The organism is Streptomyces sp. LUP30 (assembly GCF_001746365.1).
Lineage (GTDB): Bacteria > Actinomycetota > Actinomycetes > Streptomycetales > Streptomycetaceae > Streptomyces.
Genome location: NZ_MJAJ01000013.1, coordinates 91,710 through 116,995, shown reverse-complemented (window position 1 = coordinate 116,995; position 25,286 = coordinate 91,710). Strand labels below are relative to the sequence as shown.

The 25,286-nt window shown below is 68.4% G+C and carries 19 protein-coding genes; 8 read left to right on the top strand and 11 right to left on the bottom strand.

Annotated features, from left to right (window positions below):
• Nucleotides 1-9 precede the first annotated feature (9 nt).
• From BG482_RS13860 to BG482_RS13840, 5 genes are all read left to right on the top strand, one after another.
• Nucleotides 10-522 carry a R3H domain-containing nucleic acid-binding protein gene (locus BG482_RS13860; RefSeq protein WP_069769304.1) on the top strand — a complete coding sequence of 171 codons (513 nt, stop codon included), beginning with the start codon at nucleotides 10-12 and terminating at the stop codon, nucleotides 520-522.
• A 121-nt stretch (nucleotides 523-643) separates the two neighbouring features.
• Nucleotides 644-1,360 (top strand): 16S rRNA (guanine(527)-N(7))-methyltransferase RsmG, encoded by a 717-nt coding sequence (gene rsmG / locus BG482_RS13855; protein WP_069769303.1) that lies wholly within the window; start codon nucleotides 644-646, stop codon nucleotides 1,358-1,360.
• Nucleotides 1,361-1,780: 420 nt separating this feature from the next.
• Nucleotides 1,781-2,857, top strand: a complete 1,077-nt coding sequence (locus BG482_RS13850; protein ID WP_079141790.1) for a ParA family protein — start codon at nucleotides 1,781-1,783, stop codon at nucleotides 2,855-2,857.
• The gene (locus tag BG482_RS13845) at nucleotides 2,854-3,957 is read left to right on the top strand and encodes a ParB/RepB/Spo0J family partition protein (RefSeq protein WP_069769301.1); all 1,104 of its coding nucleotides are present in this window, start codon (nucleotides 2,854-2,856) and stop codon (nucleotides 3,955-3,957) included. Before BG482_RS13850 ends, BG482_RS13845 begins: the two co-directional genes overlap by 4 nt.
• A gap of 328 nt (nucleotides 3,958-4,285) precedes the next feature.
• Nucleotides 4,286-4,903: a GNAT family N-acetyltransferase gene (locus BG482_RS13840; protein WP_069769300.1), complete on the top strand. Its 618-nt coding sequence runs from the start codon at nucleotides 4,286-4,288 to the stop codon at nucleotides 4,901-4,903.
• 91 nt (nucleotides 4,904-4,994) lie between these two features.
• Here BG482_RS13840 and trxA read toward each other — a convergent pair whose 3' ends face one another.
• From trxA to BG482_RS13805, 7 genes are all read right to left on the bottom strand, one after another.
• Nucleotides 4,995-5,327 (bottom strand): thioredoxin, encoded by a 333-nt coding sequence (gene trxA / locus BG482_RS13835; protein WP_069769299.1) that lies wholly within the window; start codon nucleotides 5,325-5,327, stop codon nucleotides 4,995-4,997.
• 39 nt (nucleotides 5,328-5,366) lie between these two features.
• Nucleotides 5,367-6,335, bottom strand: a complete 969-nt coding sequence (trxB, locus tag BG482_RS13830) for a thioredoxin-disulfide reductase (protein WP_069769298.1) — start codon at nucleotides 6,333-6,335, stop codon at nucleotides 5,367-5,369.
• A 179-nt stretch (nucleotides 6,336-6,514) separates the two neighbouring features.
• Entirely contained in the window at nucleotides 6,515-7,441 is a 927-nt protein-coding gene (locus BG482_RS13825; RefSeq protein ID WP_069769297.1) for an anti-sigma factor, read from the bottom strand.
• Nucleotides 7,438-8,163, bottom strand: coding sequence for an RNA polymerase sigma factor SigM (sigM, locus tag BG482_RS13820; RefSeq protein ID WP_069769296.1), 726 nt, complete (start codon nucleotides 8,161-8,163; stop codon nucleotides 7,438-7,440). The genes BG482_RS13825 and sigM overlap by 4 nt, the downstream gene beginning before the upstream one ends.
• 27 nt (nucleotides 8,164-8,190) lie before the next feature.
• The gene (locus tag BG482_RS13815; RefSeq protein ID WP_069769295.1) at nucleotides 8,191-9,909 is read right to left on the bottom strand and encodes a protein kinase family protein; all 1,719 of its coding nucleotides are present in this window, start codon (nucleotides 9,907-9,909) and stop codon (nucleotides 8,191-8,193) included.
• A 194-nt stretch (nucleotides 9,910-10,103) separates the two neighbouring features.
• Nucleotides 10,104-12,428, bottom strand: coding sequence for a murein biosynthesis integral membrane protein MurJ (murJ, locus tag BG482_RS13810; protein ID WP_069769294.1), 2,325 nt, complete (start codon nucleotides 12,426-12,428; stop codon nucleotides 10,104-10,106).
• A 45-nt stretch (nucleotides 12,429-12,473) separates the two neighbouring features.
• Nucleotides 12,474-14,879, bottom strand: coding sequence for a DUF6049 family protein (locus BG482_RS13805; RefSeq protein ID WP_069769293.1), 2,406 nt, complete (start codon nucleotides 14,877-14,879; stop codon nucleotides 12,474-12,476).
• A 258-nt stretch (nucleotides 14,880-15,137) separates the two neighbouring features.
• Between BG482_RS13805 and BG482_RS13800 the strand changes: the two genes are divergently transcribed.
• Nucleotides 15,138-16,604 carry a CCA tRNA nucleotidyltransferase gene (locus BG482_RS13800; protein WP_069769292.1) on the top strand — a complete coding sequence of 489 codons (1,467 nt, stop codon included), beginning with the start codon at nucleotides 15,138-15,140 and terminating at the stop codon, nucleotides 16,602-16,604.
• 110 nt (nucleotides 16,605-16,714) lie between these two features.
• On the opposite strand, the gene BG482_RS13795 is transcribed toward BG482_RS13800, so the two are convergent.
• The 4 genes from BG482_RS13795 to BG482_RS13780 all read right to left on the bottom strand — a co-directional run bounded on the left by BG482_RS13795 (nucleotide 16,715) and on the right by BG482_RS13780 (nucleotide 20,538).
• On the bottom strand, nucleotides 16,715-17,248 hold the full coding sequence (locus BG482_RS13795) for a hypothetical protein (RefSeq protein WP_069769291.1): 534 nt from the start codon (nucleotides 17,246-17,248) through the stop codon (nucleotides 16,715-16,717).
• Nucleotides 17,249-17,372: 124 nt separating this feature from the next.
• On the bottom strand, nucleotides 17,373-18,632 hold the full coding sequence (locus BG482_RS13790) for an MFS transporter (RefSeq protein WP_069769290.1): 1,260 nt from the start codon (nucleotides 18,630-18,632) through the stop codon (nucleotides 17,373-17,375).
• Nucleotides 18,633-18,727: 95 nt separating this feature from the next.
• The gene (locus BG482_RS13785) at nucleotides 18,728-19,810 is read right to left on the bottom strand and encodes an inositol-3-phosphate synthase (protein WP_069769289.1); all 1,083 of its coding nucleotides are present in this window, start codon (nucleotides 19,808-19,810) and stop codon (nucleotides 18,728-18,730) included.
• 44 nt (nucleotides 19,811-19,854) lie between these two features.
• Nucleotides 19,855-20,538, bottom strand: a complete 684-nt coding sequence (locus tag BG482_RS13780) for a PadR family transcriptional regulator (RefSeq protein WP_069769288.1) — start codon at nucleotides 20,536-20,538, stop codon at nucleotides 19,855-19,857.
• 352 nt (nucleotides 20,539-20,890) lie between these two features.
• Between BG482_RS13780 and BG482_RS13775 the strand changes: the two genes are divergently transcribed.
• On the top strand, nucleotides 20,891-23,569 hold the full coding sequence (locus BG482_RS13775) for a transglycosylase domain-containing protein (protein WP_176741369.1): 2,679 nt from the start codon (nucleotides 20,891-20,893) through the stop codon (nucleotides 23,567-23,569).
• 131 nt (nucleotides 23,570-23,700) lie between these two features.
• Nucleotides 23,701-25,200: a glycosyltransferase family 87 protein gene (locus BG482_RS13770; RefSeq protein ID WP_069769287.1), complete on the top strand. Its 1,500-nt coding sequence runs from the start codon at nucleotides 23,701-23,703 to the stop codon at nucleotides 25,198-25,200.
• The last annotated feature ends 86 nt before the right edge of the window (nucleotides 25,201-25,286 follow it).

Below are 25,286 nucleotides of genomic sequence, written 5' to 3'. Positions count from 1 at the left end.
GCCCATCCCGTGACGGAAGGCACCACCTCCGCTGCCGCCGAGGGTGCAGACACCCTGACCCGCCTCGAGCAGGAGGGCGAGATCGCGGCGGACTACCTCGAGGGTCTGCTGGACATCGCCGACCTCGACGGCGACATCGACATGGACGTCGAGGCCGACCGCGCCGCTGTGTCGATCATCAGTGACGCGGGCACCCGTGACCTGCAGAAGCTGGTCGGTCGTGACGGTGAGGTGCTGGAGGCGTTGCAGGAGCTCACGCGTCTCGCCGTGCACCGGGAGACCGGCGATCGCAGTCGGCTGATGCTGGACATCGCGGGCTACCGGGCCGGCAAGCGCGCCGAGCTCTCCGAGCTGGGCGCGAAGGCAGCGGCCGACGCGAAGAACAGCGGTGAGCCGGTGCGGCTCAAGCCGATGACGCCCTTCGAGCGCAAGGTCGTCCACGACGCCGTGAAGTCGGCCGGCCTGCGCAGCGAGTCCGAGGGCGAGGAGCCGCAGCGCTTCGTCGTCGTGCTGCCCAACTGATTCGTTACACACGCGTCCCCGGCCCCGTCTGTTGCGCAGACGGGGCCGGTCTTTGTCAGCCTGGTAGTTCTGGTGGTCGGCGCTCGAAGCAGCGCCGATGCGGTACGGAAGGACGGTCCCCGTGACGGAGGCAGCGGAACTCCCCCCCGCGCCTGAAGTAGCTCGCGAGGTGTTCGGCGATCGCTACGGCGATGCGGTCCGCTACGCCGAGCTTTTGGCCGAGGCAGGCGTGCAGCGTGGGCTCATCGGCCCGCGGGAGGTGCCCCGCCTGTGGGAGAGGCACATCCTGAACTGCGCGGTGCTCTCCGAGGTCGTGCCCGAGGGTGTGACCGTGTGCGACGTCGGTTCGGGCGCCGGTCTGCCCGGCATCCCCCTGGCGCTCGTACGGGAAGACCTCAAGATCACCCTGTTGGAGCCGCTGCTGCGACGCACCAACTTCCTCACCGAGGTCGTGGAGCTTCTCGGCCTGGACCATGTGACCGTCGCGCGCGGTCGCGCGGAAGAGGTCATGGGCAAGATTCCACCGGTCCATGTGGTGACCGCCCGTGCCGTGGCGCCCTTGGACCGCCTGGCCACGTGGGGCATCCCGCTGCTGCGCCCCTACGGGGAGATGCTCGCTCTCAAGGGCGACACCGCCGAGGAGGAGCTGAAGAGCGCTACCACGGCGCTGAGCAAGCTCGGCGCTGTAGGGACCTCGATCCTCCACGTCGGGGAGGGCGTCGTCGATCCTCTGTCCACGGTGGTGCGGGTCGAGGTCGGGGAGAGTCCGGGTGGTGTGCGCTTTGCGGCCAAGCGCGCCAAGGCGGCGCGGACGGGCCGGACCCGGCGACGCCGCTGATCCGGTCGGCTGCCCGGCGTGGCACCGCACGCCGCGCCGGACACCTGATCGCTGCGCTACCTCCGGTCGGCTTTCCGGCGGTCCGGTCGGCTTTCCGGCGGATCAGCGTGGAATGCAGGTCGCCAGGAAGCCTGCGGTCGGGATGGCACCGCTGCGCGAGACGAGCAGGCGGGCATATCCCATCCAAGAAGCCAAACGTGCGCATACCGGGGTGTCGCGCAGCCGGTGACCTGGCCGCCGTGCATCGTGTTTCACGTGAAACGTCGCTCCCTGCTCCACGGCATCATCAGCCGCGGCCGCGCCGCTGCCGAACCGCGCGACCGCAAGCCTCTCGGTTCACTCGATGAGGGACGGGAGTTGTCCACAGAGGTGGATTTCTCCACAGAACGACAGGCCTCACTGGTTCACCACCCCGAAGACATGGGAGGCTCTGTTCATAGCGAGCCTGAAGTCGAGGAGAGTGAATCCTTGCGGTCCGACGCCAACATCGCGGGACCGATGACCGATCCGGTCCCCGGTCCCCGTACCGAGTCGTCATTTGGGGAGGATGTTTCACGTGAAACACCGCCCCCGATGGACGACACTCCGATCGGTCGTGCTGCCCAACTCGCGGTGGAGGCACTCGGCCGCGCCGGCGAGGGCCTGCCACGTCCCGAGCACACTCGTGTGATTGTGGTCGCCAACCAGAAGGGCGGGGTGGGCAAGACGACGACGACGGTCAACCTCGCCGCGTCTCTGGCCCTGCACGGCGGCCGTGTCCTGGTGGTCGACCTCGACCCCCAGGGCAACGCGTCCACCGCCCTGGGAATCGATCACCACGCCGAGGTGCCATCCATCTACGACGTGTTGGTCGACAGCCGTCCCCTGGCCGAAGTCGTCCAGCCCGTACCCGATGTGGAAGGCCTCTTCTGCGCTCCCGCCACCATCGATCTCGCCGGTGCGGAGATCGAGCTGGTGTCCCTGGTGGCACGAGAGAGCCGCTTGCAGCGAGCGATCCAGGCGTACGAACAGCCGCTGGACTACATCCTCATCGACTGCCCGCCGTCGCTCGGCCTGCTGACGGTCAACGCTCTGGTGGCCGGCGCCGAGGTCCTCATCCCGATCCAGTGCGAGTACTACGCGCTGGAAGGCCTGGGGCAGTTGCTGCGCAACGTCGACCTGGTGCGGGGGCACCTCAACCCCGAGCTGCATGTGTCGACCATCCTGCTCACCATGTACGACGGCCGGACGCGGCTCGCGTCGCAGGTCGCGGAGGAGGTGCGCACCCACTTCGGTGAAGAGGTGTTGCGGACGAGCATTCCCCGCTCGGTCCGTATCTCCGAGGCGCCGAGCTACGGGCAGACGGTGCTGACCTACGATCCGGGATCGAGCGGTGCCCTCTCCTACCTTGAGGCTGCACGAGAACTTGCGCTGAAGGGCGTCGGCGTCAGCTATGACGCGACGCACGCCCACATCGGCGCCCAGAACAACCCGAACATGGTGGAGGGGATCCAGTGAGCGAGCGACGAAGGGGGTTGGGCCGAGGTCTTGGGGCGCTGATCCCTGCTGCCCCGACGGAGAAGACGCCGGCGCAGGCCGCGGTCGGAGGCGGGGGGTCCACGTCACCCGCCGCCGTGCCGGTCCTGACGGCGGAGCGAGGGGTGGCCGCCGCGAAGGTCGCCACGCTGCCGCCGCCTGTTTCACGTGAAACAGAGGAACTGCCGGGAAGCGACCTCTTGGAAATGCCGGCGCCGCCCATCGGCGCCCACTTCGCGGAGATCCCCCTCGACCAGATCACGCCGAACCCGCGCCAGCCGCGTGAGGTCTTCGACGACGACGCACTGCACGAGCTGATCACCTCCATCAAGGAGGTCGGGCTTCTGCAGCCGGTCGTGGTGCGCCAGACCGACACCGCACGCTACGAACTCATCATGGGTGAGCGGCGTTGGCGCGCCTGTCGCAAGGCGGGCCTGGAGGCGATCCCGGCGATCGTGCGAGCCACGGACGACGAGAAGCTCCTCCTGGACGCACTTCTGGAGAACCTCCACCGGGCCCAGCTCAACCCGCTGGAAGAGGCAGCCGCCTACGACCAGTTGCTGAAGGACTTCAACTGCACGCACGACCAGCTGGCGGACCGCATCGGTCGATCCCGTCCGCAGGTCTCCAACACACTGCGTCTGCTGAAGCTCTCGCCGGCGGTCCAGCGCCGGGTTGCCGCCGGGGTGCTCTCCGCCGGTCACGCACGAGCGCTGCTCTCCGTGGACGACTCGGAGGAGCAGGACCGCCTGGCCCACCGCATCGTGGCCGAGGGGCTCTCGGTGCGGGCCGTCGAGGAGATCGTGACCCTCATGGGGTCGCGTCCGCAGGCGGCTCAGCGGGCCAAGGGGCCGCGCGCCGGCGGCCGGGTCTCCCCGGCGTTGACCGACCTCGCGACGCGGCTTTCGGACCGCTTCGAAACGCGGGTGAAGGTCGACCTCGGTCAGAAGAAGGGCAAGATCACCGTCGAGTTCGCCTCGATGGAGGACCTTGAGCGCATCCTTGGCACCCTTGCTCCCGGCGAGGGTCCCGTCCTGCCGAAGGGCCTGGCGGACGACGACACCGAGGACGAGGAAGGCTGAGCCCAGGCTCGGCAGCGACCGTGTCGTCCGTGAGCCGTACAGAGCGAGCCGTCGTCCGGTGGGTACCGGACACGGCTCGCTCTTTGCTTGCAGGCGCTGTCGGGGGAATCGCATGGTGGATACCATGCGATAAGGCTTTGACGCATCCACCTGGCAGTACCTCGGAGCGGGAGGCGGGGGCCATGCGAACGATGAGCCGGACCGGACTGGTGAGCGCCGGACTGGGACTGGGCGCGGTCGGCGGGTTCGTCGGCAGTCTGCTCAGGGAACGGAGCGCTCTGACGGCAGCTCGCGGTGGAGCGGGCGAAGGAAGCGAGGAACAGCCTTCATGGGGCGTCGGCTCGTACCGCTCACGCTGGACAACCTTCAGGACCTTCCCCAGCGCTGTCGCGCGTGTGTCTTCTGGGAGCTGGATCCCGTCAGCGGCGAAGCCGCGCTGAAAGCGGGAAGGACCGCTCTGGAGAAGGAGGCATGGATCTCCGCGGTCCTGCTGGACTGGGGGTCGTGCGGACGTGTCGTCTATGTGGACGACGTTCCCGTGGGTCATGTTCTGTACGCGCCTCCCGCCTATGTGCCCCGCTCCACGGCGTTCCCCACCAGCCCGGTGTCACCGGACGCGGTGCAGCTCATGACGGCGTTCATCATGCCGGGCTACCAGGGGCAGGGGCTGGGCCGTGTGATGGTCCAGACGGTCGCCAAGGATCTGCTGAGGCGGGGCTTCAAAGCCATCGAGGCGTTCGGCGACACCCGCTGGAAGGAACCGGCCTGTCTGCTCCCGGCCGATCACTTGCTGGCGGTGGGCTTCAAGACGGTCCGTCCTCATCCCGCCCACCCTCGGCTGAGGCTGGAGCTCAGGAGCACACTCTCGTGGAAGGAAGACGTGGAGATGGCGCTCGACCGGTTGCTGGGAGCAGTCCAGAAGGAGCCTGTGTTGCGTCCGCTCTAGAAGACCCCGACACAGCGAAGGGCCGGTCCGTGGGGACCGGCCCTTCGTGTTTCACGTGAAACATCGACCGTCGGCGTGACGGCTTGGTGCGTCACTCGGAGATGAAGGTCTCCAGGTCGCGGACGAGCGCGGCCTTCGGCTTGGCGCCGACGATGGTCTTGGCGACCTCGCCGCCCTGGTACACGTTCAGGGTCGGGATCGACATGACGCCGTACTTGGCGGCCGTGCTCGGGTTCTCGTCGATGTTGAGCTTGACGATCTCGATCTTCTCGCCGTGCTCGGCGGCGATGGCCTCGAGGGAGGGCGCGATCTGACGGCACGGGCCGCACCACTCGGCCCAGAAGTCCACCAGGACAGGCTTGTCGCTCTTGAGGACGACCTCTTCGAAGTCGGCGTCGGTCACATTCTTCAGGGTGCCGGCCACAGGGGGCTCCTTAATTCTTGTGCGTGGGGCGGGAGGGGATCAGACGGAAGTCTTCTCGGGCTCGGCCTGCTCCTCGTCCCCCAGCGCGGCGAGGTAGCGCTCGGCGTCGAGAGCGGAGGAGCAGCCGGTGCCGGCCGCGGTGATCGCCTGGCGGTAGGTGTGGTCCACGACGTCACCCGCGGCGAAGACACCGGTCACGTTCGTCCGAGTGGAGGGCGCGGCGACCTTCAGGTAGCCCTCCTCGTCGAGGTCGAGCTGCCCCTTGAAGAGCTCGGTGCGCGGGTCGTGGCCGATCGCGATGAACAGGCCGGTCACCGGCAGGTCCGAGAGCTCACCGGTCTTGAGGTTGCGCAGCTTCAGCCCGGCCAGCTTCGGGTCGCCCTGGATCTCGGCGACCTCGCTGTCCCAGATGAACTTGATCTTCGGGTCGGCGAAGGCGCGCTCCTGCATCGCCTTGGAGGCGCGCAGGGTGTCCCGGCGGTGGACGATCGTCACGGACTTGGCGAACCGGGAGAGGAAGGTGGCCTCCTCCATCGCGGTGTCGCCGCCGCCGATGACGGCGATGTCCTGGTCCTTGAAGAAGAACCCGTCACATGTGGCACACCAGGAGACACCGCGGCCCGAGAGAGCGTCCTCGTTCGGCAGACCGAGCTTGCGGTGCTGGGAGCCGGTGGTCACGATGACGGCCTTGGCGCGGTGGACCGTGCCGGCGGTGTCCGTGACGGTCTTGATCTCACCCGTGAGGTCGACGGAGACGATGTCGTCGGGGATCAGCTCCGCACCGAAGCGCTCGGCCTGGGCGCGCATGTTGTCCATGAGCTCGGGGCCCATGATGCCGTCCTGGAAACCGGGGAAGTTCTCCACCTCGGTGGTGTTCATCAGTGCGCCGCCCGCGGTTACGGCACCTTCGAACACCAGCGGCTTCAGCGAGGCGCGCGCGGTGTAGAGGGCCGCGGTGTAGCCGGCGGGCCCGGAGCCGATGATGATCACGTTACGGACGTCGCTCACGGCTTGTTTCCTCGTCTCTGGACAGCATCGGTCGACCGGGGGAGCCTCTCTGGACTCTCACCCCACCCAACGGATCCTAAGGGGCGTACATTCCCGCTGTGTCCGGGCACACGAAGGGAGGACGCCGTGCGGGACGCCAAGGGGGTACCGGCGTGGGAACGGGTTGAAGCGTCGCTTCGTCAGCGGCGGACGTAAGAGGTCGTCAGCAAGACCCTGGCCGGGCCCGACGACGGATGATTCACACAGGCCGTGTCCATGATGTAGGCGTCGACCCGCGTGCTGTCCGTGGCGTCGGGCAGTACGACGAGGACGGCGTCCGTCCCCTTGTATGTGCCCACCTCGGTGGCGAGAGCTCCCTCGTCGCGTCCGATGCCCTTCTGCACACAGGAGGGAACGGTGGGCTGCCGCAGGATCTTCGGCGTCTGACTCTCGGGTTCGCCCTGGATGCCCATGCTGGACGGGGGGCGGGAGCCGCCGGCTTTGGCCAGAAGATCGGTGACCTGGGTTTCCAGCTTGCCCGCCGAGAAGGTGTCGGGCGCCGCGGACTGATGGGTCGCGCTGCCCGGGTTCCCGCCGCCCGTGAGGGACGACACCAGGACGGAGCCGAGCCCCAGCGCCGCAGCGGTGAAGACCGCGCCGAGGACGGCGACCTTGCGGCGGTTGCCCCGCCTGCGGGTCTGACGGTCCTTGCGACCCGGGCCGGTGGTGGTGGCGCGGGGATGCCCCGAGGGGCGGTCCGCCGGCGTGGGTGTTTCACGTGAAACAGGGAACGCGTCCGCGTCAGCGGTCCCCTCGGCGTCAGCTGCGACTTCGCCAGCCGTCTCATGGTCGGGTTCGGTGTCCGGTGCCGTGGCGTTCAGCAGAGCCTCGGCCGCCAGCGCGGCCTCGATGCGATGGGCGACGTCGTCCGGCATGTGCGGTGGGGCGGGGAGGTCGCCCAGCAGGCCGCGGATCTCCTCCAGCGAGGCGAGGACGTCTGCGCAGATTTCGCAGTCGTCCAGATGGCGACGTACGTCGGCGCTTCGGGCGGGGGTGAGCAGGCCCTCGGTGAAGTCGGAGATCTCCGTGACGTCCGGGTGCCCGGTCGTGTCCCTCGTCGATGTCACGTTCGCCCACCTCCGCCCTTCACAGCAGCTGAATCGCCTGTCCCGGTGTTGTCCGGCCCCTCGTCCCGAAGGTCCGCTGCCGGTGGGACGGATGTCCCCTGCGCCCGGTTCCGTCCTGGACCGCTTTCTCTCCGGTCGCCGGAGCCTTCGGGCCGCAGGTGGGTGAGCAAGGGCAGGAGTCTGGCTCTGCCCCGGGCGCAGCGGCTCTTCACCGTCCCGGTCGGCACGTCGAGCACGCGGGCGGCCTCGGCGACCGGGTAGCCCTGCATGTCCACGAGGACGAGGGCGGCCCGTTGATCGGGCGGGAGCGTGCCGAGCGCTTCGAGGAGCTGGCGGTGCACGTCGTTGCGTTCCGCCGGAGCGGATGCCGACTCGTGGGGGTCGAGCAGTTGCTCCAGGCGCTCGGTGTCATCGACCGGAGAGGTCTTGCGGGAGGCCGCTTTGCGCGCACGGTCCAGACAGGCGTTCACGGTGATGCGGTGCAGCCAGGTCGTGACGGCGGACTGGCCGCGGAAGGTGTGGGCGGCCCGGTAGGCGGACACCAGGGCGTCCTGGACGGCGTCAGCGGCTTCCTCGCGGTCTCCCAGCGTGCGCAGGGCCACCGCCCACAGCCGGTCGCGGTGACGCCGCACGAGCTCACCGAAGGCGTCGGAGTCGCCCTCGACATGGCGGGTGAGGAGGTCCTGGTCGCTCACTCCGTCGTATCCGGAGCCTTCCGCCATCGGACCCCCTCCCCCTTCGGTGGGACGTCAACCCGTGAACCTCACGTCGGTGATGCCCTGCTTGTGGCCGCCGTCGCTGTACTGGTCGCCGGCAGCGTACGGCAGGGCCGTGAGCCACACGAGCACGTACCGTGTCTTGACCGCCTTGGACGCCTTCACGGTTGCGGTGGTTCCGGTCGTGGTGAGTGTGCCGATCTTCTTCATCGACTTCAGGGCGCTCGGTGACGGATTCAGGGAGTCCGCGGCGTAGAGGTTCACGGTCGTGTGATCACCGCGGTAGTAGAGCCCTATGGTCGCCTGGGAGATCTCCCGCGCCGAGCCGAGGTCGTAGACGATGCCCACGCCCGGCTTGTAGGGCGCGAGGTTCGGACCGTCGATGAAGCTCGACGTCCGCCAGTAGGTCGAGCTGTCGCGGTCGTAGGTCTCACCGACGTCTCCGGGGTGCTGGGCGTCGCCGCTCACCACGTACTCGGCCGCGTCCTGGATCTTCAGCGGTTTGACCGGCTTGGGGGCGGCGTTGTTCTTGTCGCCCTCGTCCGTCGTCTGAGTCCGGTTCGTGTCGTCGGAGTTGCCCCGGTCCATCAGGGCGTCCGCGAGCTGCCAGCTGCCCAGACCGAGGGCGGCGATGAGGAGGGCGGAGACCGCCCACTTCAGTGCCTTTCCGGTACGGCTCTGCAACGGGGGCGGCGGGACCGTGACCTGCTGGGTGACACCGGGATGCGTCGCCGGTCGGCCATAGGTGCCCTGCTGGTACGTCGTGCGCTGATACTCCGGGGGTGCGGTGAACGCGGGCTCCGGCGGCCGGATGCGCGGCATCTCACCGATCGCCTTCACCAGCTCTTCCGGCGTGGTGCAGGCGGCCTCGTGACGGGAGGCGGTCGCGCCGTCGTTGACCAGCGCGCGCATGGACAGCTCCGACAGACCCCGATGGACGCCCGCGCGCACCTGGTCGGGGGCGATCAGTCCGACGTCCTTCGGCAGCCCGGACAGGCCGTAGGCGTCGTTCTCGTACGGCCAGCGCTGGGTGAGCGCCGCGTACAGCAGTGCGCCGATCGCCTCGGTGTCGGTGCGCTGCGGGGTCTCGGTACTGATGCCGCGCAGGGCGGCATTCACGGCGAGGCCGCGGATGCGCCACTGTCCCGAGGAGGTGCGCAGCACGGCGTTGGGGTTGAGCCGCAGATGCGCCAGGCCCTCCCGGTGGGCCGCGGCCATCGCGGAGGCGATCTGACTGGCCATCTGATAGGCGTCGTGCGGCTCCAGTGGGCCGGCCGCGAGCAACGTGGTCAGCTCGGTGGCGTCGGGCAGCCACTCGTGGACGACGTAGACGAGGTCGTTCTCCTCGACGGCGTCCAGTACCTGGACGAAGCGGGGATCTCCGAGCAGCGCCGAGGAGCGCGCGGCGGCCAGCACCGAACGGGCCCGGGCGTGGTCCGCGGGCAGGACATGGACGCCCACGGCACGACGGAGTTTCTCGTCGACGGCACGCCAACTGCTGAAACCGTCCAGACGGGTGACGCACTCTTCGAGGCGGTAGCGTCTGGCGAGCTTGTGGCCGCTGTGCAGTTCCGGCGGTGAGGCCTTCCCGGGACGTTCCGCCCCGCCACTCCCCTGTGCCTCGTCGCTGTCCGTGTCCTGCTCCCGGTTCTTGACCGCCCCGTCGGCCGTGGACTGGTCCGCTTGTGCGGTCAGCGGTTCATCACCGCTGGTGTCTGCCACGTCGACGGCCGCTGTGCTCCGTTCTGCCACCGTCGTTCCTGCCTCCCCATTCAGTGCGCGCCGTGCGACCTCGTGCGCGCCGGCCGACGCCGAACCCAATTGTGCCCACAGTCCGCCGCTATGCACGACACGCGGCGGCGAACGATGGTTGTGCGACTGCCCCTCGCTCACCTTCGTTCAACAGGCGGCGCTCCTTTCCCCGGACCTGATCCGTCCGGCGGTCTCTAGCGCCCCAGACGGCCGCGGACCATGCCGACCAGTGAGTTGAGCTCCTCGATGCGCATTCTTCGGGCGGCGACGAAGAAGACGCCGAGCAGAAGCGCCCCGCCGGCCAGCAGTGCGGCGAACGAACCGAGGACGCCCTGGCCCAGGCTGTGCCCGATGCCGTAGCAGGCCGCGCCGCCGATCAGTGCGGCGGGCACGGAGGCGATGCACAGACGGGCGTAGGTCCGCAGGACGTGGGAGCCGTCGAGGTCGCCGTCGAGCCGCTTGCGCAGCCGGTTCCAGGCGACGCCGACGCCGATCGTGTACGCCAGACCGTAGGAGGCCGCCATGCCGACCACCGCCCAGCGGGCGGGCAGAACGAAGTAGCAGACCGCCGAGGCGGTCGCGTTGACCGTGGCCACGATGACGGTGTTGTAGAAGGGGGTGCGGGTGTCTTCGTAGGCGTAGAAGGCGCGCAGGACGACGTACTGCACGGAGTAGGGGATCAGGCCGAGGCCGAAGGCCATCAGCATGAAGCCCATGTTCGTGGCCTCGCTGGTGCCCGAGGAACCGAAGATCAGCGTGCACATCGGGATGCCGAGGGCGAGGAAGCCGAAGGCGATCGGCACGATCGCCACGGCCGTGGTGCGCAGGCCCTGCGAGATGTCGTCGCGGACCGCGCCGGTGTCGCTCTCGGCGGCCGAGCGCGAGATGCGGGGCAGCAGGGCGGCCATCAGGGAGACGGTGATGATGGCCTGCGGCAGACCCCAGATCAGTTGGGCGTTGGCGTAGGCGGCGAAGCCCGTCCCGTCGACCGGCGATGCCTTGCCGGCCGACGTGGACAGCTGGGTCACGACGAGCGCGCCGGCCTGGTTGGCGAGGACGAACAGGACGGTCCACTTGGCCAGCGTCGCCGCCTTGCCGAGACCGTGACCCCTCCAGTCGAAGCGCAGCCGGAGCCGGAACCCGGTCTCGCGCAGGTACGGGATCATCGCGAGAGCCTGCACGACCAGACCGAGCAGGACCCCGACGCCGAGGAGCCGCTCGCCCTGGGGCGGGATGGTCGTGACCTTCATTCCGGAGTCGGCGGACGTGCCGTAGACCCAGATGAACATGCCCAGCGTCACGATGATGACGATGTTGTTGAGGACGGGCGTCCACATCATCGCGCCGAACTTGCCGCGCGCGTTGAGGACCTGACCCATCACCACGTGGACGCCCATGAAGAAGATCGAGGGCAGGAAGTAGCGGACGAAGGTGATGCCGACCTGGTTGGCCGCGGGATCGCTGGCGACCGAGTCGGACAGCAGGCGGATCAGGACGGGGGCCGCGGCGATCGCGGCGACCGTGAGCAGGCCGAGTGCCACCATGACCAGGGTGAGCAGCCGGTTGGCGAAGGCCTCGCCGCCGTCCTCGTCCTCCTTCATGGCGCGCACGAGCTGCGGTACGAAGACGGAGTTGAGTCCGCCGCCGACGGTCAGGATGTAGATCATCGTCGGTAGCTGATAGGCGACCTGGAAGGTGTCGCCGAGCAGGCCGACGCCCAGGGCGGAGACGATCAGCGCGGAGCGGACGAAGCCGGTGAGGCGGGAGACCAGCGTGCCCGCGGCCATGACGGCGCTGGACTTCAGCAGTCCGGACGCGCGACCGCCCTTCTTGGGGGCGGAGGCGGTGTCCACGGTGGCCGGGGCCGGCGTCGGGTCGGGAGTCGCGGTGAGGTTCATGGTCTGGTCGACCGCGGGCGTCGCGGCCACCGGAGCCTGGTACGGCTGTGCTGCTGCCTGTCCGCCCGGAGGCTGGGCCGGCCCGGGCACGGCGGGGGGCTCCGCCGCCGGCCGGGCGTCGCTCTGTTGCTGATAGCCGGCCTGCTGCTGGTAGCCGCTCTGCTGCTGGTCCCGGAAGAGGTGGGCGAAGGCGTCCGGCTGGTGCTGCTGCTCCCCGGAGTGCGTGACCAGGTCGTCCACGCCCACGAACTGGGTGGTTCGAGGGTCGTCGCCGTACGGGAGGTACTGCGTGGGGCCCTCCGGCTCGGGCGCCGGGGTCTGGGCCCACACATGGGGATCGGGCGCGTACGGGGACTGCGGGGGCGGGCCGTACAGAGGCTGCTGCGGCTCATGGGCGCCAGGGGGCGGCGGAGGGTGCGCGGCACGGTCGTAGAGCGCCTCGGCGACCGGATCCTGCGCGGTGAGGTCCTGGGACCGGTACGGGTCCTGGTCGTAGGCGTCCTGGAGGTACATGTCCGCGGGGTGCTGCGGCGGCACCTGGCCCTGCTCGGGCGGCGGGCCCTCGGGGCGCCCCGAGCCGCCCGCGGCCCGGCCGCGGTCACCGTCGTACGGCGCGTTCATGGCTTACCCCACCTCATCGTCCCGGGCCCACCGGCCACGACATCCTCAACGGTCCACTCTCTCACCCGTGCCGGACGGGTCTGCGCTTGCCGCTTCGGTGTCCTGACTCTCGTCACTCGGCTGCTCCGGGTCGTCTGCCCCGGCTGATGCGCCGGACTCTTCACTGTGATGGTCCGGGGGCCCCGCAGGGCTCTGCGGGTCGTCCGCGGGCCGGTCGCCCTCGTCGGGGCCATCCTCGTCGGCTTCCTCGGCTTCCTCGGCCTGGCGGGCGGCCGCCCGCTTGCGCTGGGTGTACATGCGGAAGCCGGCCAGCACCAGGAGCAGGACGCCACCGCCGATGACCAGCATCACCGTCGCCGTGATCTCGGTGACCTTCACGTCGAAGGTCACGGGCGCCCCGTACTCCTGCCCGTCCTCGGTGTACAGCTGGGCGATCACTGTCGTCTGACCGTTGACCTTGGCGGATGTGCTGAACTTCACCGTCGTCGTATGGCCGCCGGAGACCGTGATCTGCTGCTCGGCGTAGGGCTCGCCGGAGATCTCCAGACGCGTCTGGTTCGTCGAGGTGAGCCGCAGGACCAGGTGGCCGACGCCCTGCACCAGGTTGTTCTGCACGGTCACCGGGATAGTGGCGCTGCGTCCGGAGAGTTTGGTCTCCGACTTGTCGATCAGCTTGACCTGTCCCGTCAGTGTGTCCAGGTATGTCCGCACGCTCTGGCGGAACGCGCTCGCCGCGGCGCCGTGCCCTCGCCAGGACGTGGACATCTCACGGTTTATGGCCCGCCCGAAGGGGGTCACGACCCTCGCCTCGTTGGCGAGGATCACCTTGAAGTTGTCGAGCTTGTCCTGGGTGTCCGCGGTCTCCTCGAAGGCCGACCGGGGCAGCTCCCGCTTACGGAGCGAGGCCGGGTACGCCGACCTGGACGGCACCTTCGTGCTGGCGGCAGGGTCGGGCTTGGCCTTGGCCGCCGCCGCGAGCTGCTGGGGCTGCGACCAGGTGCCACCCTGAAGCTGTGTGACGGCCTCCGCGAGCGCCCGGGCCTGGCTCGCGGTCGGGATGCGCTGTGGGGCGACGACGATGCTGCGCTGCTTGTCCGTCTGCAGATTCAGCTCGAGGCTCTGTGCGAGGAACTGCTGCACGGCGAGCGTGGACGCGGAGGCCCGCGTGAGATCGCCCTCGAACATCATGGACAGCAGCGAGTCCGCGACCACCGCGGTGGTGCCGCCGCCGATGGGGCGAGCCGCGGACGGCGTGTACGAGAGGTCGCCGGTCTCGGCGAGGCTGTCGCTGCGCGCGATGACCTTGTCGGCGCCCGCGGAGGTGGCGACCTTGACGATCGACGGGTCGACGGCGCCCTCCACCGGCCAGGCGAAGTCCGTGTCCGGGGTCACGTGGAGCACCGTCTCCACCGTGGTGGCGGCTACGTCGGTGGCTTCCTTGAGCTGGCTCAGGGAGCCGGCGACACCGGTGCCGTTGTGCGCGAGCGAGGCCAGGTCGGGGTCGGCGAAGGSCAGCGCGACGACCTCCTTGCCCGTGACCGCGGTCTGCAGCTCGTCGAGCCACTGCTTGGCGACCGCCTGCTGGGTGCCGGCCGTCGTGGTGTCGCCGTCGCCCCGGACGCGGTAGCTGCCGGTCATGGCGTCGACGGACGCCAGCAGGTCCGGGTCGATCACCCAGGTGACGTCGAGCTGTTTGCCCAGGGTCAGCATCTGGTCCAGGCGGCCGCCGGGGGCGATCTCCTTGGCCAGGTCCTCGTTGAGGAAGACCGGCGTCTGCTGCGCGTTCGAGCCCGTCTCCGCCGTCATGTGGACGGTGGACATCAGCGGCCACAGCACGGTCGTCGGCGTGCGGGTGTCCGCCTCGTCGGCCTGCCACGGGAGGAAGGTCCGCTGCACGCCCAGGACCTGGTCCCACTGCTGCGCGGACGTCTGGCCGGACAGCGCGACTCCGAGCGGATAGACCCCGTTCTTGCCGAGGTCGAGCTTGTCGACCGGGACGGAGATGCTGAAGTGCTGGGCCACACCGGGCGTGAGCTTGGCGAACCTGGCGGTGTACTTGCCGCCGACCGGGACGCCGTCGTCCGCGGGGAGGGCATCCGCCTGTTTGGCGGCTCTCTCGATCGCCGAGCGGGTGGCGAGCGCGTCACCGACCCGCAGGTCCACGTGGGCGCCCGTGACGGCCTGCCTGCCGTTGTTGGTGACCGTGCCCGAGACGGTCAGGGTGTCCCCGTCCGTGGGGGCGCTGGGGCTGAGCGAGTCGACGGCCACGGCCACCGTGCCCGCGTCGGAGGTCTCCTTGACGCCGCCCTGGCCGGCCGCCTGCGCGGAGGCGGAGGGCAGCTGGAGAAGACCGGCCAGCAGGGGCACACCGGCGAGCAGTACGCCGGTGCGCCGCAGCCACCGGCGGGCAGGTGAGGGAGTCATCCCCGGGAAGTCTGCCGCCTCGGCCACGCGTTCGCCCGTCCCTCGTCGTCGTCAGTGGTCGTCGGAATGTGCGTCCAGGCATCGTAACGATGCGCGCTGAGGGGAAGTGCCGCGGACTGCTCCACAAGATCGTGGAAGGCGGTCGGCTCGTCCGCTATGCGTCGATATAAGAAGAAGCGGCGATAAGGCGGTCGAGGGCCCTTCTTGCCTCCCTATCGGCTGACCTGTCCTACCGTCGCTAAACCGGGCGGCCCCGGCCCGCGCGGCCACGTACCCTCTTTTGTTGTGCCGAACGCCAACGAAGACAATCTCAGTGTCCTGAGTCAGGTGCAGCACCGCGCGGTGAGTGAACTGCTGCGGGTCGCCCCTGTCGCCGACGACCTCGCACGCCGCTTCCAGGAGGCGGGCTTCTCCCTCGCCCTGGTCGGCGGCTCGGTCCGGGACGCGCTGCTCGGTCGGCTCGGCAATGACCTGGACTTCACCACGGACGCCCGGCCCGAGGACGTCCTGAAGATCGTGCGACCGTGGGCGGACTCCGTGTGGGAGGTCGGGATCGCCTTCGGCACCGTCGGCGTCCAGAAGGAAGCCCGCGTCGGAGACGTCGACCGATGCTTCCAGATCGAGGTCACCACCTACCGCTCGGAGGCGTACGACCGCACTTCGCGCAAGCCCGAGGTGTCGTACGGCGACTCCATCGAGCAGGACCTCGTGCGACGGGACTTCACGGTGAACGCCATGGCCGTGGCGCTTCCGGAGAAGGAGTTCATCGACCCGCACGGCGGCCTCGACGACCTCGCGGCACGGGTGCTGCGCACACCGGGCACCCCGGAGGAGTCCTTCTCGGACGACCCGCTGCGCATGATGCGTGCCGCCCGTTTCGCCGCCCAGCTCGACTTCGAGGTCGCCAGCGACGTCGTCACGGCCATGAAGGAGATGTCCGACCGCATCGACATCGTCTCGGCCGAGCGGGTGCGGGACGAGCTGAACAAGCTGATCCTTTCCGCGCACCCGCGCAAGGGACTCTCGCTGCTGGTCGACACCGGCATCGCCGATCGTGTGCTGCCCGAGCTGCCCGCGTTGCGACTGGAGAGTGACGAGCACCACCGGCACAAGGACGTCTACGAGCACACCCTGATCGTTCTCGAGCAGGCCATGGCGCTGGAGGAGGACGGGCCCGACCTCGTCCTGCGGCTCGCTGCGCTGCTGCACGACATCGGTAAGCCGCGCACCCGTCGCTTCGAGAAGGACGGCCGCGTCTCGTTCCACCACCACGAGGTGGTGGGCGCGAAGATGACGAAGAAGCGGATGACGGCTCTGAAGTACTCCAACGAGTTGGTGAAGGACGTCTCCCGCCTGGTCGAACTCCACCTGCGCTTCCATGGGTACGGCATGGGCGAGTGGACGGACTCCGCGGTGCGTCGTTATGTACGGGACGCGGGGCCCCTGCTCGAACGGCTTCACAAGCTGACACGTTCGGACTGCACGACACGCAACAAGCGCAAGGCGGCCACGCTCTCCCGGGCGTACGACGGGCTGGAGGAGCGCATCTCCCAGCTGAAGGAGCGGGAGGAACTGGACGCGATCCGACCCGACCTGGACGGCAACCAGATCATGGAGATTTTGGGCGTCGGCCCCGGCCCCGCCATCGGCAAGGCGTACAAGCACCTGCTGGAACTGCGGCTGGAGAACGGCCCGATGGAGTACGACGCTGCTGTGGCGGCCCTCAAGGAGTGGTGGGTTCAGCAGGGCTGAGGCACGTGAAACGGGGTCATGTTTCACGTGAAACATGACCCCGTCGTTGCGGCGGACGGACATGCGAAGGGGCGGTGTTTCACGTGAAACACCGCCCCTTCGCAGCCGTCTTACTTCTTGTGGTCCTTCAGGCAGAGCAGGAAGTTACTGCCGTCACCGCTCTCGGTGTACGAGTACTGGAAGTCCTTGGCTTGCTCCGCGCACTTGCTGTCGGCCGTGAGCTGTGTGTACGTGCCCTTGACCTTCGCCAGCACGACGTACTGCGCCTGCGAGGAGTCGCACTTGACGACCTCGAGGTCGGGGTTGTTGTCGTCGCTGTTGCCGCGGTGCATGCAGTCGCCGACAGCCGCCGTCTTGGCGTCGTCTCGGCTCGCTATGTAGCCGCCGATGGCCACACCGGCGACGACGAGCACGATGACGATGTTCTTGATCAGCTTGAAGCTGACCTTGCGGCGGGGCTGCTCCGGGGGGACCGCGCCGTACGGGGCGGCGGGGTAGCCGGGCTGACCGGGCTGCTGGGGGTAGCCGGGCTGCTGGGGGTAGCCGCCCTGCGGCGGGTACGGAGCCTGCCCCTCGGGCTGGCCGTAGGGCTGCTGGCCCGGCTGCGCGAACGGGTTCTGGCCGTGGGGCGGCGGAGTCGACACTGGGAGTCCCCCTAGAAAACTTGGACGTGGCGCGAAATCACTCGCGAAGTAAGACGCACGTAAGTTACCGGGCCCCACTGACAACCTTGTAGCCGGGAAGAGGTCTGTGTCATTGATGTGACACTCACCGGCGTGCAAAGCGGGCTATAGCGCCAGCAACCGCTCCGTAGATAACGGCGACCGTGACCACCAGTCCCGGTGAGCGACCGTCAGGGGGCAGCATCAGGGCGGCGACAGCTGCGGCTCCGACGAAAGCGACGTTGAACAGGACGTCGTAGAGGGAGAAGATCCGGCCGCGGAAGCCGTCCTCCACACAGGACTGGATGACCGTGTCGGTGGAGATCTTCGCGCCCTGGGTGACCAACCCCAGCACGAACGCGGCGACGAACGTGGTGAGCTGGGCGAACGGAAGCATCAGGACGAGCTCCAGGACCGCGGCGACCGCGGCACAAACGGCGATCCAGCGGATCGGGCCGAGCCGGCCCGCCGCCCAGGGGGTCACCACCGCGGCGACGAAGAAGCCGGCGCCGGAGACGCCCACCGCCAGTCCCAGGAGGGCGAGTCCGTCGGCCGGGTCGGACGACCAGGCGTACCGGCACAGCATCAACACCATGACGGTCAGGGCGCCGTAGCAGAACCGCATCAGTGTGATCGAGCCGAGCGCCCAGGCGGCCTTTCTGCGCGGGGGTTCGGCGAGGTGACGTACGCCGGCCGAAAGGCCGTGGGCGGTGCCTCTGAGAGCGGCTGCCAGCCGGGGCCGGCCGAGGCCTTCGTCGGGGCCGAGCAGATCCACCGCCATCGACAGGGACACCAGGGCGGCACACAGGTACAGCGCGCATGCCAGCAGAACCACTGCAGCGTCGGTGTCCGCGACTCCCAGCCGGACGACGAAGGCGAGACCACCGCCCGCGACCGCGGCCAGCGTTCCGGCCGTCGGCGAAAGGGAGTTGGCCATGACCAGCCGCTCGCCGTCGACCACGCGCGGCAGAGCCGCCGACAGCCCGGCGAGGACGAAACGGTTGACGGCGGTGACGCAGAGCGCTGAGGCGTAGAAGAGCTGGTCGGGTACCTGGCTGATGGTCAGGAGAGCCGTCACCGAAGCCAGCAGGGCCCGCAGCAGATTGCCGTGCAGGAGCACCTGCCGTCGGCGCCAGCGGTCCAGCAGGACGCCCGCGAAGGGCCCGACCAACGAGTAGGGCAGCAGCAGGACCGCCATGGCCGAGGCGATCGCTGCGGCCGAGGTCTGCTTCTCCGGTGAGAACACGACGTAGGTGGCGAGCGCGACCTGGTAGACGCCGTCCGCGCACTGAGAGAGCAGCCGTACGGCGAGCAGGCGCCGGAAGTTCCTCAGGCGCAGCAGAACGCGCAGATCACGGGCGGCCATGGGCACAGCCTCACATACGGGGAGGGTCCCCGAGTCAGTGGACCCGGGGACCCTTCTCAGCCCTGGCAGGAGCGAATTTTCCGTACGGGGTCGGGTTAGCGCTCGACCTCGCCGCGGATGAACTTCTCGACGTTGTCGTACGCCTCGTCGTCGAAGTACTGCACCGGCGGGGACTTCATGAAGTAGCTCGACGCCGACAGGATGGGGCCGCCGATGCCGCGGTCCTTGGCGATCTTCGCGGCGCGCAGGGCGTCGATGATGACACCCGCGGAGTTCGGGGAGTCCCAGACCTCGAGCTTGTACTCCAGGTTCAGCGGGACGTCACCGAAGGCGCGGCCCTCGAGGCGGACGTACGCCCACTTGCGGTCGTCCAGCCAGGCCACGTAGTCCGAGGGACCGATGTGGACGTTCTTCTCGCCCATGTCGCGGTCGGGGATCTGCGAGGTGACGGCCTGCGTCTTCGAGATCTTCTTGGACTCGAGGCGGTCGCGCTCCAGCATGTTCTTGAAGTCCATGTTGCCGCCGACGTTGAGCTGCATGGTGCGCTCGAGACGGACACCGCGGTCTTCGAACAGCTTCGCCATCACGCGGTGCGTGATGGTGGCGCCGACCTGGGACTTGATGTCGTCGCCGACGATCGGGACGCCCGCCTCGGTGAACTTGTCCGCCCACTCCTTGGTGCCGGCGATGAAGACCGGGAGGGCGTTGACGAAGGCGACCTTGGCGTCGATGGCGGCCTGGGCGTAGAACTTCGCCGCGTCCTCGGAACCGACGGGCAGGTAGCAGACGAGAACGTCGACCTGCTTGTCCTTCAGGATCTGGACCACGTCGACCGGCGTCTCGGCGGATTCCTCGATGGTCTCGCGGTAGTACTTGCCGAGACCGTCGAGGGTGTGGCCGCGCTGGACCGTGACGCCCTTGTTCGGGACGTCGCAGATCTTGATGGTGTTGTTCTCACTGGCACCGATGGCGTCCGAGAGGTCGAGGCCGACCTTCTTCGCGTCGACGTCGAAGGCGGCGACGAACTCGACGTCACCGACGTGGTAGTCCCCGAACTGCACGTGCATCAGGCCCGGGACCTTGGTCGCCGGGTCGGCGTCCTTGTAGTACTCGACGCCCTGCACCAGCGACGCCGCGCAGTTGCCCACGCCGACGATGGCTACGCGAACCGAACCCATTCCGGTTGCTCCCTGTGTGTACGAGTGAGGCCCTGAATGGGCGCTCACGTGGCGGTTTCGTCGGGCGAATCCGTCCCGGAGGTGTCCCCGGGGCGGGGCAGGACGCCCGTCGATCCAGATGTGTTGTGCTGCTGAGCGGGCCCCCCGGACGGTGAACCCTTGAGGTCCCGTCCGGCCCGCTCGCTTTCGATGAGCTCGTTCAGCCAGCGCACTTCGCGCTCCACGGACTCCATTCCGTGGCGCTGGAGCTCAAGCGTGTAATCGTCGAGGCGCTCCCGGGTCCGGACCAGGGAGGCACGCATCTTCTCGAGGCGCTCCTCCAGCCGGCTGCGACGGCCCTCCAGGACGCGCATGCGGACATCGCGCGACGTCTGGCCGAAGAAGGCGAAACGAGCGGCGAAGGTCTCGTCCTCGTACGCGTCGGGTCCCGTCTGGGACAGGAGCTCCTCGAAGTGCTCCTTCCCCTCCGCCGTCAACCGATAGACGATCTTGGCGCGTCGCCCTGCGAGTGGAGCTGCCAGGGCGTCCTCAGGGGTGCTCCCCGGCTCTTCGATCAACCAGCCGTTGGCGACCAGCGTCTTGAGGCAGGGGTAGAGCGTGCCGTAGCTGAACGCACGGAACACGCCCAACGACGTATTGAGTCGTTTGCGCAGCTCATAGCCGTGCATGGGGGACTCGCGCAGCAGGCCGAGGACGGCGAACTCAAGGATCCCGGAACGCCGGCTCATGGTTGCCTCCTCTCGGCTTATGCCGCGCTGATGTATCGACTCGATACATCTAGACGATAGAACGGCCTTCCGGATGCGACAAGAGGGGGGATGGTGAACGGGATCACATCACTGATTCGTTGTAGGCGAGTTGCCTGATTTGGGGTGAACTTGGGGGCTAGGCGGGTTTTGGCGGTGCGTAGTCTGTGCGCCATGCACACCACCGGGACCCATGAGACGCCGGGGGGCGTCGAGGTCCTCGGTGCAGTACGGGTGAATGCGCAAGCGACCGCATCCGTACTTCGGGGGGACAGGAAACCAGCCGCCTTTTCCAGGCGCGCACGGATGCGCCTGCCCGAGGAGTAATCGTTCGATGAGCGAGCACCGTCGCAAACCGCCGCAGCCGCAGGGAGGCGGACGTGCCGCGGCCCGACGCGGCCAGTCCGGTGCGTCCTCCGGCCGCCGCGCGGCACCGCGAGGCGCCACCGGATCTCCTGCCGACTACGGGTTGGGCCACGGGTCCGGTAGCGAGGAGCCGACCGGCAGCCGCGCCGACGCCCGACGCACGTCCCAGAGAAACCCGGGCGGCGGCCGGCGCAGAGGAGTCGACCCCGCGGCGCGTCGCGGCGATCAGACCGGTCCCGGACGGGGCAGAGGACGCTCGGCACCCGACCGGAAGCGCCTGATCGACTACCCGCGCGCCGACAAGTACGGCTGGCAGCGCTGGATGCCCTCGTGGAAGCTCGTCGTCGGTCTGTTCGTCGGCTTCGTCGGCAGTCTGGTCGCCGTGGCGGGCATCGGGTACGCCATGGTGGGCATCCCGGACATCGCCAAGACGGCCACGGCGCAGAACAACGTCTACTACTGGAAGGACGGCAGCCAGATGGTTGCCACCGGTGGTGAGACGAACCGGCAGAACGTCGACCTCTCGCAGATCCCGGAGGAGATGCGCTGGGCGGTGATCTCGCAGGAGAACAAGACCTTCTACGACGACAGCGGCATCGACCCCAAGGGCATCGCCCGCGCCGTGTTCAACATGGCCCGGGGCGGACAGACGCAGGGCGGATCGACGATCACCCAGCAGTACGTCAAGAACGCCATGCTGAACGACCAGTCGCAGACGATCTCCCGGAAGTTCAAGGAGATCTTCGTGTCCATAAAGGTGGGCGCGGAGGTCGACAAGGACCAGATCATGGCCGGTTACCTGAACTCCGCGTACTACGGGCGCAACGCCTACGGGATCCAGGCCGCGGCACGCGCCTACTTCAACAAGGACGCGATCAAGCTCGACCCGGGTGAGTGCGCCTTCCTCGCCGCCATGCTGAAGGGCGCCACGTACTACGACCCGGCCGGCGCGACGTCCGTCGACTCGGTCGGCGCCACGCCCGCGGCCAACAGCGCGAGGGCCCTGCGCCAGATGCAGGACACCCTCGACAAGATGGTCGAGTACGGCCACCTCGACGCCTCGGTCCGAGCGAAGTACACCAAGCTCCCCAAGTGGCAGAACCCCCGGTCGAACACCGACCTGAAGGGCCAGGTCGGCTACCTCGTCGACCTCGCCAACGGTTACCTCGTGACCCACAGCAAGGAGACCGGAGTCACCCAGGACGCGCTGCAACAGGGCGGCTTCTCGATCTACACGACCTTCGACAAGAAAAAGGTCAACGAGCTGCAGGCGTCGGTCAAGAAGGTCCAGGACGTTAACATCAAGCCGGCGCAGCGGCCGGACACGGACACGCACGTCCAGTTCGGCGGAGCGTCCGTGGAGCCTGATACCGGTGCCATCCGGGCCATCTACGGTGGTGAGGACGCCACCAAGCACTTCACCGACAACGCGGACCAGACCGGTGCCCAGGTCGGTTCGACCTTCAAGCCCTTCGTGCTGGCCGCCGCGATGACCTGGGGCGTGCGCGATCCGGACCTGGGCTCCTCGCAGGCGCAGGACGAGCGCACCATCGTCTCGCCCAAGAGCCTGTTCAGCGGACAGAACAAGCTCAAGATCAGGAACTACGACCATTCGATCTGGAAGAACGAGAAGGGCGAGGAGTGGCTCCAGACCAACGACGGCAACGTCTCTGTGGGCGACGCGCCCGACTTCAAGATCGACCTGCGTGAGGCGATGCGTGAGTCCGTGAACTCCGCGTTCGTGCAGCTCGGCATGGACGTGGGTCTGGACAAGGTCAAGGACTCCGCCGTCAGTGCGGGCCTGAAGGCGTCCAGTCTGACCAACAGCGGCTTCCCGTCGTTCTCGATCGGCATCTCCGACCCGAGCGCGATCCGGATGGCCGGCGCGTACGCCACCTTCGCCGCGAGCGGCAAGCAGCGCGACCCGTACTCCGTGGAGAAGGTCACGAGCGAGAAGGGCCAGATCTTCACGCACGAGACGCAGACGAACCAGGCGTTCACGGCCAAGGTCGCCGACAACGTGACGGACGTCCTGAAGACCGTGGTCGACAAGGGCACCGGTACCAATGCGCAGCTGCCGGGCCGTGAGGTGGCGGGCAAGACCGGCACCACCGACGGCAACAAGTCGGCCTGGTTCGTGGGCTACACCCCGCAGCTGTCGACGGCGGTCACCATGTTCCGGTACGACGACGACGAGTCGAAGAAGGACCGTACGTTCCTGAAGATGTTCGGAACGGGTGGCCAGAAGAAGATCCACGGTGCCTCGTTCCCGGCGCAGATCTGGCACGACTACATGCTCGAGGCGCTGGAGGGCACACCGGCGAAGGGCTTCCCGGAGCCGCAGCCCATCGGTGAGGTCGTCAACGCGGAACCGTCGCCGACCCCGACTCCGTCGGCCACCGAGACCGAGGAGGAGGAGACGTCGCCGTCCCCGTCGCCGAGCAAGTCTGCGGTCGAGCCGTCGCCGTCCGCGACTGAGACGTGCAACAAGTTCTTCGGTTGCCCGAATGATGGCGGGACGAGCAACGGCAACGGAAACGGCAATGGCGGCACGGGTGAGACGAGCCCGTCACCGAGCCCTTCCGAGACTCAAGGCGACAACAGAGGCAACACCAACGGGGGCTTCTTCGGAGGCCCGGGCGGGTGACCGTGCTGCCGCCCAGCTTGCGTGTTTCACGTGAAACATGCGGATGTTTCACGTGAAACGAGGGCCGCTCCACCGGACCAGGTGGGGCGGTCCTCGGCGTTTTCCTAGCTCGGTGCGGCAGGATGGCGCCCATGTCCAGTGCAGAATCCTCGCCGGCGCGCGTGCATGAGCCGGATCCGGTAAAGCCGACCAGCGACGACCCGGTGGCCGCGGCCGGCAGTGAGCTGATCGGCGGCCCCCTCGGCCGACGGGCCCTGCTGGGGACGTCCTGGTGGACTCCCGTACGGATCGTCGCGCTCGTGGCGATCGGAATGTTCGCCCTCGGACTGATCCAGAAGGCGCCCTGCTACACCGGCGGCTGGTTCTTCGGAGCCACCACCCAGTACACGCATGCCTGCTATTCGGACATCCCGCACCTTTATCAGGGGCGTGGTTTCGCCGACGGTCTGGTGCCGTACTTCGACAAGCTCCCCGGCGACATGGACTACCTGGAGTACCCGGTGCTCACCGGTGTGTTCATGGAGGTGGCCAGCTGGCTGACGCCGGGCGGAGGCAGCATCCAGGATCAGGAGCAGTGGTACTGGATCGTCAACGCCGGGATGCTGATGGCGTGCGCGGCCGTCATCGCCGTCTGCGTGACCCGGACGCACGCCCGGCGCCCCTGGGACGGTCTGCTGGTCGCCCTGGCCCCTGCTTTCGCGTTGACCGCGACCATCAACTGGGACCTCCTGGCGGTCGCCCTGACGGCCGCGGCGATGCTCATGTGGTCCCGGGGTCGGTCGCTGGCTTTCGGGGTCCTGCTGGGGCTTGCGACGGCCGCCAAGCTCTATCCCGTCTTCCTTCTCGGCCCCCTGTTCGTGCTGTGCTGGCGCGCGGGCAAGTGGCGGGACTTCGGCAAGGCGCTGGGCGGTGCGACCTTCTCCTGGCTGGTGGTGAACCTGCCGGTCATGTACTTGGCTTTCGAGGGCTGGTCGAAGTTCTACCGGTTCAGCCAGGAGCGAGGCGTGGACTTCGGCTCCTTCTGGTTGATCCTGGCCCAGAACTCCAGAGACCCGCTCACCACGCACAGCGTCAACATCCTCGCTATGCTCCTCGTCGCGCTGTGCGCCGTGGGCATCGCGATACTGGCGCTGACCGCCCCTCGCCGCCCCCGCTTCGCCCAGCTGGCCTTCCTGATCGTGGCGGCCTTCATCGTCACCAACAAGGTCTACTCGCCGCAGTACGTCCTGTGGCTGGTACCGCTGGCGGTGCTCGCCCGGCCGAAGTGGCGGGACTTCCTGATCTGGCAGGCGTGCGAGGTCGCCTACTTCCTCGGCATCTGGATGTACCTCGCGTACACGATGAGCGGAGAGGCCCACAAGGGGCTGCCGACCGACGGATACCACTGGGCCATCGGCGTGCACCTGGTCGGCACGCTCTACCTGTGCGGTGTGGTCGTCCGCGACATCCTCATGCCGGAGCGGGACGTGGTGCGACGGGCAGGCGAGGACGACCCGTCGGGCGGTGTGCTCGACGGCGCCGAGGACGTCTTCGTCCTCGGCGCTGCGGCGCATCCGCCGCGGCACGCCTCCCACTTCGACGGGCCGCAGGTGGAGTGGGGCAAGCAGGACGTCGTCGACCGTTCGCCGTGAGCGAACAGTCTGCCGTCCGGCGCCGGCCCGGCACGGGACAGTGAGAGGGCCGTACGCGGAATCCGCGTACGGCCCTCTCACTGTCT